We start from the raw sequence: 15,679 nt of genomic DNA on the forward strand, positions 1-15,679 counted from the left end.
GGTCACGCCCCCTGGTCCGCCAGCAGCCCCGTCCAGTACACGGTCCCCACGCACGCGTCGGTCACCGTGGCCGTCGCCGAGCCGGAGCCGCCCTCGGGGCTGTACGTCACCGACACGCTTCCCTCGGCCGGGCCGTCCTCGGTGAGCAGCTGCGCCGTGGGACCGGCCTCGCCGCCGCCCCCCGCGGAGCTGCCCCCCGCGGCGGTGGTGTCCCCGGTGGGCGAGGGCTCGGGCGAGGGCCCGCCCGTGCCGCCCCCCGTGGTACCGCCGGGAGTGGGACAGGTCTCCGAGGGCACCCAGGCGAACTGCACCTCGTACGCGGCCCCGGGCGCCAGGGTCAGCGCGGCGGCCTCCAGCGACGGGTCCGGCAGACCGGCCGCGGCGTCCCCGGCGGCGTGCCGCGCGGTGCCGATCCGGGAGGCGTCCGCGGCGCCCAGCGCGGCGGTGACGACGCTGCCGGGGCCCGTGACGGTACAGCCGGCCGGCGAGACGTTGGTGACCCGGAAGGAGCCGTAGACCACGCCGGTGGAGTCGGGCGCGGCGCTGCTCGCCACGGCCGGGCCGAGCGAGCCCGGCGCACACGCGGGGACGTCGGCGGGGGTGCTGGTGCTGGGGGCGCCCGAGGGGGACGATCCCGCCGCGGCGCCGCTCTCCTTGCCGCCGGGCGTCTCCTCGGGGTCGGCCTTGTCCTTGCCCTCGTCGGTGTCCCCGGTGCCCGCGATACCGCTCTGGCCGCCGGCCGGGTCCTTGCCCTGGGAGGCGCCGCCCTGGGCCTGCGAGGCGTTGCCCGCGACGGACGGGTCGGCGCCGGCGCCGGTGGAGTTGGAGACGTGCACCAGGGCCGGGACCGCCGTGCCCAGGAAGAGGACGGCGGCGGCCGCGCCGACGAAGGCCTGCCGCTTGCGGGCCCGCCGGGCGGGCACGGCACGCCGCAGGTGGTCCAGGGTGCCGTCGCTCGGCTCCATCTCGCCGACCGCGCGCCGCATCATCGCGCGCAGGGCGGCCTCGCCGGTGACCGGTCCCTCGGCCCCGGGAGCGTCGGCCCCCGGAGCGTCGGGGCCCAGGCCGTACGGTCCCTGCTCACCGGGGTTCAGCCCCTCCGGGCTCAGCCTCTCGGGAACCTGCCCACCGGCCCTCACGCCCTCCGGCCCCAGCACATCCGCACCCTGCTCATCAGGGTTCAGACCGTCGGAACCCTGCTCGCCGGGCTGGTCGACACCCTGCTCGGCAGGCTCGCCGGGCTCGTCGGGACCCTGCTCGTCGGGGCCGTGGTTCACGTTTCCGTTCCCAGCGTGCGTGTGCCTGTGCTGATCTCGCCCGTCCGGCCCGGAGGGCACGGGCCCCTCGGGGTCGTGCGGTCGGGCGTCGTTGCCGTCGCTCATGCCGGCGCCTCCATGGCCACCCTGAGCGCCGCGATCCCGCGCGAACCGTACGCCTTGACCGAGCCCAGGGATATGCCGAGCGTCTCGGCTACCTGGGCCTCCGTCATGTCCGCGAAGTAGCGCAGGACCAGCACCTCGCGCTGCCGGCGTTGCAGTCCCTTCATCGCCTTGATCAGGGAGTCCCGCTCCAGCTGGTCGTAGGCCCCCTCCTCCGCGCTCGCCATGTCCGGCATGGGCTTGGACAGGAGCTTGAGTCCGAGGATGCGGCGGCGCAGCGCCGAGCGCGACAGGTTGACGACGGTCTGACGCAGGTACGCCAGGGTCTTCTCCGGGTCACGGACGCGTTTGCGCGCCGAGTGGACGCGGATGAAGGCTTCCTGGACCACGTCCTCGCAGGAGGCGGTGTCGTCGAGGAGGAGGGCGGCGAGGCCGAGCAGCGAGCGGTAGTGCGCCCGGTAGGTCTCGGTGAGGTGGTCGACGGTGGTTCCCGCCGCCACGTCCTCGGCGCCGTCGCGCTGGTTCGGTATGCGGGCCGGCCGCGCTGCGGGCATGGGCGCGATCACCGGCATGCCACCGGCCGGGCCGGCCACACGGGGACGGACGGACCGGACGGGCGGGACGGGCGGGCGCAGTGCCGCTCCCCGTGCCCCTGCGGTGAATTCGAGAACCTCTGCCACGCCAGTTGGACACGCTCACCCCCGAGAGGGTTGTACGTGCCGGACGTCACGTTCCGGTGTCCGCCGGACAGCCGTCCGGACGGTCTTCCGGGCGGCCGCTCTCCTGACGGTGCGTCATAGGCCCTCATCGTCCCGCTCTTCCCCTATGTCCCATGGGCACGAGCGTCCCCACGCCCGTGCTCGGCGTCCCCACGCCGACCCACGCGTCTCCGCGCCCTGAATGGGTGACCGCAAAGACGCTCCCCGCCGCTCGCGCGGTTGCGGAGGGCGGGGAGGAAATCCTCTGACGGCTCGGGTGTCCGGTACAAGTAGTCCGGACCAACTTCCGGATCACATCTCGTCCATGGATCCTACAAACGACGCCCACGATGGCCAGGGCTTTTGCCCTACTGATCCGTTTCTGACCGCGGGTCAGCCGAACTCGGCCGCCACCAGTTCCGCGATCTGCGCGGTGTTCAGCGCGGAGCCCTTGCGGAGGTTGTCCCCGCACACGAAGAGTTCGAGGGCGGTCGGGTCGTCCAGGGCCCGGCGCACCCGGCCGACCCACGTCGGGTCGGTGCCGACCGCGTCGGCGGGGGTGGGGAACTCCCCCGCGGCCGGGTTGTCGAACAGGACGACACCGGGCGCGGTGGCGAGGATCTCCCGGGCTCCCTCGACGCTGACCTCGCCCTCGAAGCGGGCGTGCACGGTCAGGGAGTGGGTGGTGACCACGGGGACCCGAACGCACGTCACGGCGACCGGCAGCTGCGGCAGCCCGAGGATCTTGCGGGACTCGTCCCGCACCTTCATCTCCTCCGACGACCAGCCGTCCTCGCGCAGCGACCCGGCCCACGGCACGACGTTCAGCGCGACCGGCTCCGGGAACGGCCCGGTGTCGTCGCCGACGGCCCGCCGTACGTCGCCGGGGTGGGTCCCCAGCTCCGTCCCGGCCACCAGGGACAGCTGCCGGCGCAGGGTGTCCACGCCGTCCCGCCCGGCCCCGCTGACCGCCTGGTACGAGGAGACGACCAGCTCGCGCAGGCCGAACTCGGCGTGCAGCGCACCCAGCGCCACGATCATGGACAGCGTCGTGCAGTTCGGGTTGGCGACGATGCCGCGCGGCCGCATCCGCAGCGTGTGCGGGTTGACCTCGGGCACGACGAGCGGCACGTCCGGGTCCATCCGGAACGCGCCGGAGTTGTCGACCACCACCACGCCCTTGGCGGCGGCGACGGGGGCCCACTGCGCGGAGACCTCGTCGGGTACGTCGAACATGGCGACGTCGACCCCGTCGAGAGCCTCCTCGCTCAGCGCGACGACCTCGACCTCCTCCCCGCGCACGGTCAGCTTGCGGCCGGCCGAGCGCGGGGAGGCGATCAGGCGGATCTCGCCCCAGACGTCCGCGTGCTGGGACAGGATCTGGAGGATGACCGAGCCGACGGCACCGGTCGCGCCCACGACGGCGAGTGTGGGCCTGCCGGTACGGCCGTCACGGCCGTTGCCCTGCGCGGCGGACATCAGCGTCCGGTGCCTCCGTAGACCACGGCCTCGTCGCGGTCGGAGTCGAGCCCGAAGGCGGTGTGCACGGCGCGCACGGCCTCGTTCACGTCGTCCTTGCGGGTGACGACCGAGATGCGGATCTCGGAGGTCGAGATCAGCTCGATGTTCACACCGGCGTCGGAGAGCGCGGTGAAGAAGTCGGCGGTGACGCCCGGGTTGCTCTTCATCCCCGCGCCGACCAGGGAGATCTTGCCGATCTGGTCGTCGTAGCGCAGCGAGTCGAAGCCGATGCCGGGCCGGTTCTTCTCCAGCGCGTCGATGGCCTTGCGGCCCTCGGCCTTGGGCAGCGTGAAGGAGATGTCCGTCAGGCCCGTGGACGCGGCGGAGACGTTCTGGACGACCATGTCGATGTTGACCTGGGCGTCGGCAATGGCGCGGAAGATCGCGGCCGCCTCGCCCGGCTTGTCGGGCACCCCGACGACCGTGACCTTGGCCTCGGAGGTGTCGTGCGCGACTCCGGAGATGAGGGCCTGCTCCACGTGCTTTTCCCCTTGCTTGATCGGCTCGCTGCTGACCCACGTGCCCTGCAGTCCGCTGAAGCTGGACCTCACGTGGATCGGAATGTTGTACCGGCGGGCGTACTCCACGCAACGGTGGAGGAGCACCTTCGAGCCGGAGGCAGCGAGCTCCAGCATGTCCTCGAAGGAGATCCAGTCGATCTTCTTCGCCTTCGGCACCACGCGCGGGTCGGCGGTGAACACGCCGTCGACGTCCGTGTAGATCTCGCAGACGTCCGCGTCGAGCGCGGCGGCGAGCGCGACGGCCGTGGTGTCGGAGCCGCCGCGGCCCAGCGTGGTGATGTCCTTGCTGTCCTGGCTGACGCCCTGGAAGCCGGCCACGATGGCGACGTTGCCCTCGTCCACCGAGGTGCGGATGCGCCCCGGCGTGACGTCGATGATCCGGGCCTTGTTGTGGACCGAGTCGGTGATGACTCCGGCCTGGCTGCCGGTGAACGACTGGGCCTCGTGGCCCAGGTTTTTGATCGCCATGGCCAGCAGCGCCATGGAGATACGCTCTCCGGCGGTCAGCAGCATGTCGAGTTCCCGTCCGGCAGGGATCGGGGAAACCTGCTCGGCGAGATCGATCAGCTCGTCCGTCGTGTCGCCCATCGCGGAAACGACGGCGACCACCTGGTTGCCGTTCTTCTTCGCTTCCACGATCCGCTTGGCGACGCGCTTGATGCCCTCGGCATCGGCTACGGAGGAGCCTCCGTACTTCTGCACGACAAGGCCCACGTGCGCTCCTCGCTCAATCCGTCTCTTTCCGCAGGTACGTACATGTACCGCGGTCGGCTCATTTTACCGAGCGTCCGGATCCCGCCACTGCGGTATCGCATGGTGAGACCCGGGTACTCGCTCCGGTTGGCTCATGCCCAGGGCCACGCGGGTCACTCGGGAAAGTGCGGCGTGTCACACGTTCACAAGTGTCTCCCGGCCGCGTGAAAAGGGCTCGCGGAACGGGCAACCCTTGGGGCCGGTGGTGAGTCTGAGGGCTGTGGCGCGCGGTGCGCCACGTCCTGGGGAGGACCACCGCCTTGTCTCACGCACGCCCACCCGGCCGCCGGTTCGCGGCCGCCGTCACCATCGTTCTCGCCGTCACGGCCGGTCTGACCGGCCCGACCGGCCCGACCGGTCCGGTCCAGGCCGCGCCCGCGGCCCCAGCCGTGTCGACGGCCCGCGAGGCGGGGGCCGAGTCCGTCGCCGCGTTCCCGGTCGGCCACAAGATCGAGGGGGTGACCGAATCGGGCTACCTGACCAAGAGCGCTGGGGCCTCGGCAGCACGCACCTGGGTCCGGGCGTCGGACGCAGCCGTGACCGCGCTGCCGGACGGCCCGTCCGTGTCGCCCACCGGTGCAGGCGACCTGCTGGCGATGAACACCGGCTCCGAGGCCTGGCTCCAGGACGCACCCAGCGGTGCACAGCTCTTCAAGGTCCGGTTCAAGGAAGGCGGAGGCACCGGCGCCTACAAGGGCGCCGCCGGGCGGGCGCTGTTCAGCACGGCGGCCAGGCCCGAGGGGGGCGTCGACCTGCGCATGCACACCGAGGGCGACGTGACCTCGACGGTGTCCAGCTTTCCCCGTGAGTTCCACGGCTTCTCCGTCACCCCGGGCACGTCCGCACACGCCGTGCTCACCTACTGGTCCGACAACGAACCCGGCTCCGACGAGCACTGGGCCCTGATCGACCTCGCCACCGGCACCCTCACGGAAACCGGCACCCGCAAGAACGTCACCGCCGACAACATGGCCGTCTCGCCGACCCACCTCGCGTGGGTCGAGTACGGCGATACGGAGACCAGTGCGGTGGTCCGTACGCGCGCCACCGGAGAGACGCGCCGGATCCTCTTGACGGACCGGTGGGGCACCCCGAAGATCGGCCTCCAGGGCGACCACCTGCTCTACGGCCTTCCCGGTGGCCTGACCGCCAGGGCCCCCGACGAGCGCTTCGCCCTGACGGCCTACGACCTGACGACGGGCTCCAGGACCACGCTCCTGGACCATTTCACCTCGTCCGCGGTCTCGCCCGACGGTGTCTTCCACGCCCGCGGCGGCACCGTCGCCCACGGCGAGGGCCTCTACCGCGTCGATGCGGGCACCGACGGCGGGGCTCCGAGCGCGTCCCTGGTCGCGAGCACGGGCGAGCCGACGAGCCTGGCCCTGGTCGGCCACGACGTCCCGGACGTGATCGATCTCAGCCGCAGCGGACGGAAGCTGACCTGGACCCTCTCGCGGAGCAACGCGGTCATGTCGGCCACCTTGCGCCACGTTCGCACCGGGAAGACGGTGAGGCTGCAGTTCTACACCCCGGGCCCGCCACCACAGACCTCACCGCAGTTCACCGCCCACTGGAGCGGCGACCTGGAGGACTCACAACTCACCGCGTACAACGGCGACTACGAGTGGGAGATGTCCGCAAGCCCGCTCAACGGCATCGGCCCCGACATGACCGCCTCCGGCACCTTCAAGGTCGTCAGGTCGTCCGACGCTCCGCACGACTTCAACGACAACGGGACCCCCGACCTCCTCGCGCGTGACGCCTCCGGCCGTCTGTGGCGCTCGGACTGGCTCGCCGCGGGCTACGCGGGGAAGACCAACCTGGTCGGCGGTGGCTGGAACGCGTACGACCGGATCGAGGCGACCGGGAACGTCGGCGGTGCCGCGACGGGCGATCTGGTCGCCCGTGACAAGAGCGGCGTGCTCTGGCTCTATCTCGGCAAGGGCGACGGCACCTTCGCCACCCGCAGCCGGATCGGTGGCGGCTGGGGCGTCTACGACCAGATCGCCGCCGGCAGCGACCTCACCAACGACGGCAGGGCCGACCTCCTGGCCACCGACAAGAGCGGCGTCCTGTGGCTGTACAAGGGCACCGGCGACTGGCGCGCCCCCTACGCCGCACGCACCCGCGTCGGCGGCGGCTGGAACGTCTACGACCAGCTCACCGCGACCGGTGACATCGGCGGCGCCGCGAGCGGCGACCTGGTAGCCCGCGACAAGGCCGGCGTGCTCTGGCTCTACCTCGGCAAGGGCGACGGCACCTTCGCCACCCGTACCAAGATCGGCCGCGGCTGGGACATGTACCGGCACACCGTCGGCATCGGCGACGCGAACCAGGACGGACACCCCGATCTGCTCGCCTACACGGACTACGGGACCAACTACTATCCGGGCACAGGAAACTGGCACGCCCCCTTCAACACCAGTCAGCCGGCAGAACTCCCGGTCTGGAATGCGGCCTACACGGCGGTGCTCTGAGCGGCAGACCCCGGCCCGGGGGCGCGCAGACCCGGGCCGGGCTCAGTCGGCCAGCTCCTTGAGGAACTCGGTGTCGAGGGTGATGTCGACGGGAGCGGGGAGGTGGACGGTCGCGCCGAACGGCAGCCTCTCCTCGTGCTGGTAGCTGCCGTTCTTCGGTTGGTTGAACACGACGACGGAGCAGCTTTCCCGGTCGATGAGGAGGTAGACCGGGATCCCGGCAGCCGCGTACCCGTCGGGCTTGTCCACACGGTCCCGCCGCGCGGCATCCGCGTCCCACGAGGTGACTTCCACAGCCATCAGAGCGCCGTCGGGCGGCGACCACTCACCGTGCCCCTTGAAGGCACCCGGGGGAACCAGCACCCCGTCCGCTCGCGCCCGCCCGTTGCGGTACGCCTCCGTCTTGAGACCACGCTCCGCGTGCAGCCAGAGATCGGGGCGGTGCTGCATACAGAGCCTTTGCAGCCAAGCGACGATCTCACTGTGGTTGCCGTCCGGCATGGGCTTGACCGCGACCTTTCCCCTGATGAACTCCAGCCGCACCAGCTCTGGTGCACGGCGGTCGAGCTCCTCGAACTCCTCGACGGACATATCGGGCCGGTGCTCGGTCCTGGGGGTCATGGCGTCGCCTCCTCGACACCATGGTGCCCTGGCCGGCGCCTGCCGCACGCTCACAGCGCCCGCTCCGGCCCGGGGCGCAAGCCGGCCGCCGCGCGTACCTCGGCCGCGCGGCGGGGGACGTCCACGATCTCGTACACCGTGTCGGGGGCGGCCAGGAACGTGTCCGGCACGTACCCGACGTCCAGCAGACCGGCCGCCTCGGCGGCCTCGGCCGCCTTGAACTCGGCGTGGCAGTCGGGGCACATGCCGTCCTTGATCTCCACCGTCCGCTCGTCCGCGTCGCAGTCCATGCAGGCCATGACCGCACGGGTCACGCGGGCCCGGCGCGGGGCGGCCTTCTGGCGGATCTTCGCCTTCTTCGGGGGCATCCTGTTCTCCAGTCGGTTGCGGGCGAGACCGCCCGGGTTGTTCACGGTCGCGGGAAGGCCGTCGGTCACCGCGCGGGTGATGTCCTGGGGTGTGGCGCCGCGGGTCAGCCATTCCTCGGCCAGAGCCGCGAGGGAACGGCAGTCGGCCTCGGACAGGCGCATACGGGGCTCCGCCTCGCGGATCGCGGCGAGGGCGAGGTACGAGATCCTGGCCTCCGGGTCCGCCCCGGCGTCGGAACGCGGCTCGGGCTCCGGCTCCGGTTCGGGCAGCTCGGGCTCGTCGGTGCGGGCCAGGCCGGGGCGAAGGTCGCCGGGCACGATCCGGCCGCCCCGCCGCCGCGCGAACTCCGCCCACCACTGCGGTGACCTGCGGGTACGCGACCAGTACGTCCGCGTGACCCACCGCATGGTGTTGTCCTCGACGGTGAGGTGCTCCCTGATCCAGCGCAGGTGGCCGGCCTCGCTGATGCGGTTGAGGGACGTGCGGATCGCCTGCTGGCCGTAACGCGGGTGCTCCGCCGCGAGCACCTTGTGGCCCATCGCCTGACCGTCACCGAGGTGGTCGACGAAGACGGCGACCTCGGCCTCACGCGGGGACAGATGTGCGAAGTCCGGGTCGGCGTACGGGTCTTCGTCGCCCGCAGGGCGTTTTCCGTAGCCCGGATTGGCCATGGGGTGGGACGGGGAGGGCAGGGCGGGACTAGGCTTGGCGTAAGCCACCATCGAAATTACCTGTTCGTCGATGCGTCGGTTAGGTCCCGGATTGGTGTTGGCGCACCGCCGGGGCCGACTCATTTGTCGGTCATATGCCGCGAACCTAGAGCGGCTTGACGTAGCGACGCAAGCTGATCACGGAACGTCACCCTAACGAGGTACGGCGCCTCAACTCACGTTCAGACTTGGTTGGTTGGGTATTTCAACCAGACCAGAAAACCAAAGGAAGAGCTCGGATCCCGAGGCTCAAGCTCCGGGCTGAACTGCGGCGATAAACGCCGACCAGGCGGGGGCCGAGACCTGGAACTCAGGCCCTGACGGAGCGGACTTGGAGTCGCGGATGTGTATTGCACCGCAGCGCGCGACCTCTACGCAGTTGCCGCCCTCGTTGTCGCTGTAGCTCGACTTGACCCACTTCAACTGGTCGCTCACGACTGTTCGCCCATCCGCTCGATGAAACGGGCCGACTCATCGGGATCGAGCGCCCGCGTGCGGATCATGCTTAGCCGCTCGGTCACGCGGCTGACAACACCTGGTTCGGCCGAAAGCTCGCTGGCGAACGCACCCTCCATGAAGGCGAATCGCTCATGGTCCTGCCCCTCAACCAACACCATGGGCCCCATCAGCGCATCGCTGAAAGCCTGTCCGAAGGGGAGAACCTGCAACGCGACGTTGCGCAGCCGGGAGACGTCCAGCAAGCGATCCAACTGCTCCTCGTCCACCAACGGGCTGCGCAGCACCGCCTCGTACAGAACGAAACTCAAGCCCACCGGAGGCTTTCGTTCGGTAAGGATCGCCTGTCGCTCCATCCGGGCCGCGACCCGCTCCTCCACCGTCTCCTCGTCCAGGGGTGGGATGCGGTTGTCGATGAGCGCCTGAGCGTAGGCCCGTGTCTGCAACAGGCCAGGGACGAGCGCGACTTCGTACGTCCACAGGCTCGTCGCCTCCCGCTCCCGCTCGATGAAGTCGACGGCCCGGGCGGAGTACCGCTCCCTGCGGACGTACTCTTTCGCCGCGCTCAGCATCCCCTGTGCGCCGCACAGCTCGTCCGCGATGTCGAGGAGGCGGGGCGACGGCATCCGTACGCCGCGCTCCATGGACGAGATGGTCTCGGGGGCGTAGTTGGCGGCGGTGGCCAGGGCCTCGCGGCTGACGTTGGCCAGGGTGCGCCAGCGTTTGATCTGGTTGCCGCTGTAGCACCAGGCCGCGGGCGGCTGGGAGTTGTGGTTGGGGTTCGGCACGGCGCCCACCTCCGACTGCTCGTTGGCTACCGAGCGTAGGCGAGCGGAGCCACTTGCGTGACCTACTTCACCGGGCGCAGCCCCAGCGGGCCCGCGATCTCCCGCACCATGACGCGGCCCGCCTCGGACTCCAGGGCGTCGTCGCCGAGGTCCTGGTCGGTGTCGAGGCCGTCCAGCTCCTCCAAGGGCTGGTTCAGGCGGACGTGGGCCACGACCGACTGGAGCGCGCGCAGGGTCGCGGAGGCCGTGGAGCCCCAGTTGGAGAAGTAGGAGAACTGCCACCACCACAGGGCCTCCGTGGTGCGGCCGGCCTTGTAGTGGACCATGCCGTGGCGGAGGTCGGTGATGACGTCGGTGAGGTCGTCCGAGATACGGGCCGGGACCGGGGCCTTCCGCGGCTCGTAGGGGTCGAAGACCTCGGAGTACACGTCGATCGGGTCGAGGATGCGGGCCAGGTTCTCGCGGATCTCGTCCACGTCCAGCTCCGGTCCGGGGTCGGGCTCGTAACGCTCGTCGGGGACGATGTCCTCGTGGGCTCCGAGGCGGCCCCCGGCCAGCATCAGCTGGGAGACCTCCAGGAGGAGGAAGGGGACGGCCGAGGCGGGCTCGTCGCCCTTCGCGACCTCGGTGACGGCCACCAGGAAGCTCTCGATCTGGTCGGCGATCTGGACCGCGAAGTCGTCCGGGTTCTGGTTCGTCGCGTGCAGCGTGGCGTCAGACATCTAGGAGTCGTCTCCCCTCGAAGGCGCGGCCGAGGGTCACCTCGTCCGCGTACTCCAGGTCGCCGCCCACCGGGAGGCCGCTGGCCAGGCGGGTGACCTTGAGGCCCATGGGCTTGATCATGCGGGCGAGGTACGTGGCCGTGGCCTCGCCCTCCAGATTCGGGTCCGTGGCCAGGATCAGTTCCGTGACCGTGCCGTCCGCCAGGCGGGCCAGCAGCTCACGGATGCGGAGGTCGTCGGGGCCGACCCCGTCGATCGGGCTGATCGCGCCGCCGAGCACGTGGTAGCGGCCGCGGAACTCGCGGGTGCGCTCGATGGCGACGACGTCCTTCGGTTCCTCCACCACGCAGATGACGGAGGGATCACGCCGGGCGTCGCGGCAGATGTTGCACTGCTCCTCCTGCGCGACGTTTCCGCAGGTCGCGCAGAAGCGGACCTTGGCCTTCACTTCCATGAGGGCCTGGGCGAGCCGCCGTACGTCGGTGGGCTCCGCCTGGAGGATGTGGAAGGCGATCCGCTGCGCGCTCTTGGGACCGACGCCGGGCAGCCGCCCGAGTTCGTCGATGAGGTCCTGGACCACGCCTTCGTACAACGGACTGCCGTCCTTCCTGAGGTTGCTGCACTACGTACGGTAGATGGCTGGGGCCGGTCTGAGAAAGGCGAACCGGGAAAAGGCGCGGTCAGAAGGGCAGACCGGGAATGCCGCTGCCGCCGCCGCCCAGTCCCTCGGCGAGCGGGCCGAGCTTCTGCTGCTGGAGGGTCTGCGCGTTCTCGTTGGCCGCCTGGACGGCCGCGAGGATCAGGTCGGCGAGGGTCTCGGTGTCCTCCGGGTCCACCGCCTTAGGGTCGATCTTCAGGCCGCGCAGCTCACCGGAGCCGGTGACCGTGGCCTTCACGAGGCCGCCGCCCGACTGGCCGTCGACCTCGGTCTGTGCCAGTTCCTCCTGGGCCTTCGCCAGGTCCTGCTGCATCTTCTGGGCCTGCTGGAGCAGCTGCTGCATGTTGGGCTGGCCACCACCGGGAATCACGTTCAGCTCCCATCACGTCGGGTCACGACGGTTTTGCCGTTCGGCACGAGCCTACGTGGTCCGGGCGGCCCTCGCCCCAGCACTCTTTCGAGTGATGCCGCCGCAGCCCTATACCTGATCAACGCCCTCTTCCGGGCGGAAAAGCGGCGTAACCCGGCTCTTCGCCACCCATTGGGCGGTAGGAAGGGTTCCGGCACAGTGTTCCGGCGCAGGATTCCGGCGCATGAGTCCTCGCGGACGGCGAGCGGTACGGCGAGCAGGTAGGGAGTGCCGGGTGGGTCAGCCGGAGATGCAGCCCGAGGGGCCGGCGCAGTACGGGCGGGACGGCAAGGAGGCGGCCGGACCGCGGCCGGGCGACCTGACCGGGCGGCCGTTCCCCCTCGGGGACTGGGCCCTGCCCGCGGAGCGGCTGGACGAGCTGTACCGGTGGGTGGAGCGGGGCGCGCTGGACGCGGCGGCCTGGTACCTCGCGGACCGGGTGTGGAAGCGGCGCGGCGCCGTGCTGCTGCGGGCCGGGGCCGCGGCGGGCGCGGTCGCCGGGGCGGCGCTGCCGCTGCTCGACCTGTCCGGCGCGGTGGGCGGCGCCGCACGCTGGGGGTATCTGGCGCTGCTGTGGGCGGTGGCCTGCGTGGCGGGTGACCGGTATTTCGGGGTCACGTCCGGGTGGATGCGGGACGTGGCCACGGCGCAGGCGGTGCAGCGCCGGCTCCAGGCGCTCCAGTTCGACTGGGCGTCGGAGAGCGTGCGGGAGGTGCTGGGGCCGGCGGAGGGCACGGCGAGCGAGGCGGCGGAGCGGTGCCTGTCGGTGCTGCGGCGGTTCTCGGAGGACGTGTCGGAGCTGGTGCGGGCGGAGACGGCGGACTGGATGGTGAGCTTCCGTCCGGGGCCGGCACGGCTGGGTCCGCCCGCCGGGGCGGCGGACGGACCGCGCCCCGAGGGTGGGGGCGCGGGGGGCACCGGGCGCTTCGCGGTCCCGCCGCAGAACGGCTCCCGGCCGAACATGCCGCGCCAGCGCCCGCCGGAGCCGCGGTGACCGGGCCCCTGCGGCGGGCGGGGCACCGGCCGGGTCAGTACGCCGGGTCGCGGGTGTAGACCAGGGACTCGCCCGTGTCGTCGTTGGTGCGCTCCAGCCCGCCGCCCGGCAGCAGGGTGACCGTGCTCGCCCCGCCCGGAGCGCAGCTGCCGGACGGCCCGGTCGTGACCCGGGAGGGGCCGAGCCGCAGCGGCCCGTCACCGCCCGGATCGGCGGCGAGGGGGGCCTCGAACACGCAGTGGTACGTGCCGGTGTCCGTCGGGCCGTCCGCCACGAGGGTCAGCACCGTGTCGCCGACCTCGCCCTGCACGATGCTCAGCTTCCGGGGGTGCGTGCCGGACGTGTTGTCGATGGTGGTCGTCCAGTCACCCACGTAGGCGGCCGGGACCGTGCCCTCGTCGGCCGCCGGGGCGGTCGAACCGGTCGACGGTGATCCGTCCCCGGTCGTGCCGGACGTGCCGGACGAGTCGGTGCTCGGGTCCCGCGGCGCGCCGGTGGACCGGGTGGGGGCGGGGCCGCCGTCCGCCTGCTGTTCACCGTCCCCGCGCATCAGCGCGTAGACCGTGCCGCCGGCGCCCAGCGCGACGACCAGGGCGACGACGATCAGCAGCGCGGTGGAGCGGGCGTTCCGGGCGGGATCGCGCGGGGGGCCGTAGGGCGGGGGCCCGTAGGGCGGGGTGGCGTAGGGCGGGGTGGCGTAGGGAGCGGGCCCCTGGGGCGGGAGCCCTGGGGGCAGGGGCCCCTGGGGCGGGAGCCCTGGGGGCAGGGGCCCCTGGGGCGGGGTAGGGCCGAGGCCGCCTCCGGCGCCGTACGGCGGCTGGTACCCGGGCTGGGACGCCTGCCACACCGGGGCAGGGGCGTATCCCGGCACGGGCGGCTGGGGGTGGCCGTGGGCGGTGGGCGGAGGCGTGGGCGGGGCCTGGCCCGCGACCATCGTCGGGAGGTGGTTCAGCGGAGTGACGCCGCTGCCCGGCTCACGCGGGGGCGGCGGCCCCACCCGCGTCGGACCGTCCGACGCCGTGCCGTCCGGCGCCGTGCCGGACGGGTGCGCGACGCCGGGGGTCCCGGCGTTCGACGTCTCGCCGTGGGGCGCCGCGCCGTGGGGCACCTCGGCACCGGGGCGTGCACCATCGGGCGTCACGCCATCGTGCTCCGCACCACCGGGCGCCACGCCACCGGGGCGCGCGCCACCGGACACGCCACCGGTCCCCGCACTGCCGCTCCCCGCACCACCGGACGCCACGCCACCGTGCTCCGCACCGCCGGGGCGCGCGTCACCAGGCGCCACGCCGCCGGGGCGCGCACCACCGGGCGTCACCCCGCCGTGCTCCGCACCGCCGGGCCCCGCGTCTCCCGGCCCCGCACCCCCGCGCACCGCTGCCGCACCCGCGGCCGGCGTCCCGGGGGCGCCGGCGTGTCCGTGGCTCCCGGCGGGTCCGGGGTCTTCGGGGTTCTCCGTGTCCAGGAGCCGTACCGCGTGCCGGCCGAGCTGGGCCACCAGCGCGCTGGGCAGCCACGGGTCACGGGAGCGGCCGTCGGAGACCGTGTCCTGGGCGCCGGTGCGCTCCAGGACCTCGGCGAGGCCCGGCCGGGCGGCGGGATCCTTCTTCAGGCAGTCGCGTACGAGGTCGGCGATGCCCTCGGGCACCCCCTCCAGGACGGGCTCCTCCTGCGCGATGCGGAACATCAGCGCGTGCACGCCGCTGTTCGCGGTGCCGAAGGGCAGCCGGCCCGTCGCGGCGTAGGCGAGGACCGAGCCGAGGCAGAACACGTCGCACGCGGGCGTGATCCGGTCACCGCGCACCTGCTCGGGCGCCATGAAGCCGGGCGAGCCGACGAGCGCGCCGGTGCGGGTGAGGCCGCCGTCGGTCACCGTCTCCAGGGCCCGCGCGATACCGAAGTCGATGACGCGGGGGCCGTCGATGGTGACCAGGACGTTGGACGGCTTGAGGTCGCGGTGGACGATCCCGGCGGCGTGGATGTCCTGGAGCGCGTGGGCCAGACCGGCGCCCAGCGTGCGGACCGAGCGTTCCGGCAGCGCCCCGTGGTCGTGCCCGACGACCTGCTGGAGGCTGGGCCCCGCGACGTAACCGGTGGCCACCCACGGCACCGCGGCCTCGGTGTCCGCGTCCAGTACGGGAGCCGTCCAGTACCCGCCGACCCGGCGCGCGGACTCCACCTCCTGCCGGAACCGCTCGCGGAACTCGTCGAGCGCCGCCAGCTCCTCGCGCACCAGCTTCACGGCGACGGTGCGCCCGCGGTCCGAACGGGCCAGGTAGACGTGGCCCATGCCGCCCGCCCCCAGCCGCCCCAGCAGCCGGTAGGCCCCGATGTTCCCCCAGTACCTACCGCCCGGGGAGACCCCCAGTGGGTCCCCGTCCCCCAGTGCCCGCATGCTGCGCCGCCTTCCCCCGAACGTGAGCAACAGAGCGAGGATAGTGCGGGTGCGGGCCCGCGGAGCGCGGGCGATGTCCACGGTTCCGTAACGGAGCGCCGCCGTGCGCCGACCACGCGTCGCCGGCGCGTCGACAACCTGTCGTGGAAAGCTCCCGACCGCAGACAGGACGCCGATTCCGTTTCCGCATCGCGGACATCTACCCTCG

General features: G+C 72.2%; 14 protein-coding genes. 2 read left to right on the forward strand and 12 right to left on the reverse strand.

Annotated elements, in window-relative coordinates; all coding sequences use genetic code 11:
- Positions 1-2: 2 nt before the first annotated feature.
- From ACIBCJ_RS10170 to ACIBCJ_RS10185, 4 genes are all read right to left on the reverse strand, one after another.
- Positions 3-1,277, reverse strand: coding sequence for a hypothetical protein (locus tag ACIBCJ_RS10170; protein WP_365979372.1), 1,275 nt, complete (start codon positions 1,275-1,277; stop codon positions 3-5).
- A gap of 101 nt (positions 1,278-1,378) precedes the next feature.
- The gene (locus ACIBCJ_RS10175; protein ID WP_133888855.1) at positions 1,379-1,951 is read right to left on the reverse strand and encodes a SigE family RNA polymerase sigma factor; all 573 of its coding nucleotides are present in this window, start codon (positions 1,949-1,951) and stop codon (positions 1,379-1,381) included.
- Positions 1,952-2,470: 519 nt separating this feature from the next.
- Positions 2,471-3,556 (reverse strand): aspartate-semialdehyde dehydrogenase, encoded by a 1,086-nt coding sequence (locus ACIBCJ_RS10180; RefSeq protein ID WP_362099833.1) that lies wholly within the window; start codon positions 3,554-3,556, stop codon positions 2,471-2,473.
- Positions 3,556-4,833, reverse strand: a complete 1,278-nt coding sequence (locus ACIBCJ_RS10185) for an aspartate kinase (protein ID WP_133888659.1) — start codon at positions 4,831-4,833, stop codon at positions 3,556-3,558. The genes ACIBCJ_RS10180 and ACIBCJ_RS10185 overlap by 1 nt, the downstream gene beginning before the upstream one ends.
- A 299-nt stretch (positions 4,834-5,132) precedes the next feature.
- On the opposite strand from ACIBCJ_RS10185, the gene ACIBCJ_RS10190 reads away from it, so the two are divergent.
- On the forward strand, positions 5,133-7,349 hold the full coding sequence (locus tag ACIBCJ_RS10190; protein ID WP_365979373.1) for a VCBS repeat-containing protein: 2,217 nt from the start codon (positions 5,133-5,135) through the stop codon (positions 7,347-7,349).
- Between the two features lie 42 nt (positions 7,350-7,391).
- Here ACIBCJ_RS10190 and ACIBCJ_RS10195 read toward each other — a convergent pair whose 3' ends face one another.
- From ACIBCJ_RS10195 to ACIBCJ_RS10225, 7 genes are all read right to left on the reverse strand, one after another.
- A complete protein-coding gene (locus ACIBCJ_RS10195) occupies positions 7,392-7,970 on the reverse strand; it encodes a Uma2 family endonuclease (RefSeq protein WP_362099826.1) in 579 nt (192 codons plus the stop codon).
- Positions 7,971-8,020: 50 nt separating this feature from the next.
- Positions 8,021-9,061: a hypothetical protein gene (locus tag ACIBCJ_RS10200; protein WP_399282198.1), complete on the reverse strand. Its 1,041-nt coding sequence runs from the start codon at positions 9,059-9,061 to the stop codon at positions 8,021-8,023.
- A 237-nt stretch (positions 9,062-9,298) separates the two neighbouring features.
- Complete coding sequence (locus ACIBCJ_RS10205; protein WP_365979375.1) at positions 9,299-9,484, reverse strand: DUF397 domain-containing protein; 186 nt, start codon at positions 9,482-9,484, stop codon at positions 9,299-9,301.
- Positions 9,481-10,293 (reverse strand): helix-turn-helix transcriptional regulator, encoded by an 813-nt coding sequence (locus ACIBCJ_RS10210; protein WP_365979376.1) that lies wholly within the window; start codon positions 10,291-10,293, stop codon positions 9,481-9,483. The genes ACIBCJ_RS10205 and ACIBCJ_RS10210 overlap by 4 nt, the downstream gene beginning before the upstream one ends.
- Before the next feature lie 62 nt (positions 10,294-10,355).
- A complete protein-coding gene (locus ACIBCJ_RS10215; protein WP_362099814.1) occupies positions 10,356-11,015 on the reverse strand; it encodes a DUF5063 domain-containing protein in 660 nt (219 codons plus the stop codon).
- A complete protein-coding gene (gene recR, locus ACIBCJ_RS10220) occupies positions 11,008-11,607 on the reverse strand; it encodes a recombination mediator RecR (RefSeq protein ID WP_133888666.1) in 600 nt (199 codons plus the stop codon). Before recR ends, ACIBCJ_RS10215 begins: the two co-directional genes overlap by 8 nt.
- 88 nt (positions 11,608-11,695) lie before the next feature.
- Entirely contained in the window at positions 11,696-12,043 is a 348-nt protein-coding gene (locus tag ACIBCJ_RS10225) for a YbaB/EbfC family nucleoid-associated protein (RefSeq protein WP_133888667.1), read from the reverse strand.
- Between the two features lie 274 nt (positions 12,044-12,317).
- Between ACIBCJ_RS10225 and ACIBCJ_RS10230 the strand changes: the two genes are divergently transcribed.
- Complete coding sequence (locus ACIBCJ_RS10230) at positions 12,318-13,076, forward strand: SLATT domain-containing protein (protein ID WP_362099809.1); 759 nt, start codon at positions 12,318-12,320, stop codon at positions 13,074-13,076.
- A gap of 34 nt (positions 13,077-13,110) precedes the next feature.
- On the opposite strand, the gene ACIBCJ_RS10235 is transcribed toward ACIBCJ_RS10230, so the two are convergent.
- Positions 13,111-15,471, reverse strand: coding sequence for a protein kinase (locus tag ACIBCJ_RS10235; protein WP_365979379.1), 2,361 nt, complete (start codon positions 15,469-15,471; stop codon positions 13,111-13,113).
- Between the last annotated feature and the right edge of the window lie 208 nt (positions 15,472-15,679).

The organism is Streptomyces sp. NPDC051136, assembly GCF_044455745.1.
Taxonomy (GTDB): Bacteria; Actinomycetota; Actinomycetes; order Streptomycetales; family Streptomycetaceae; genus Streptomyces.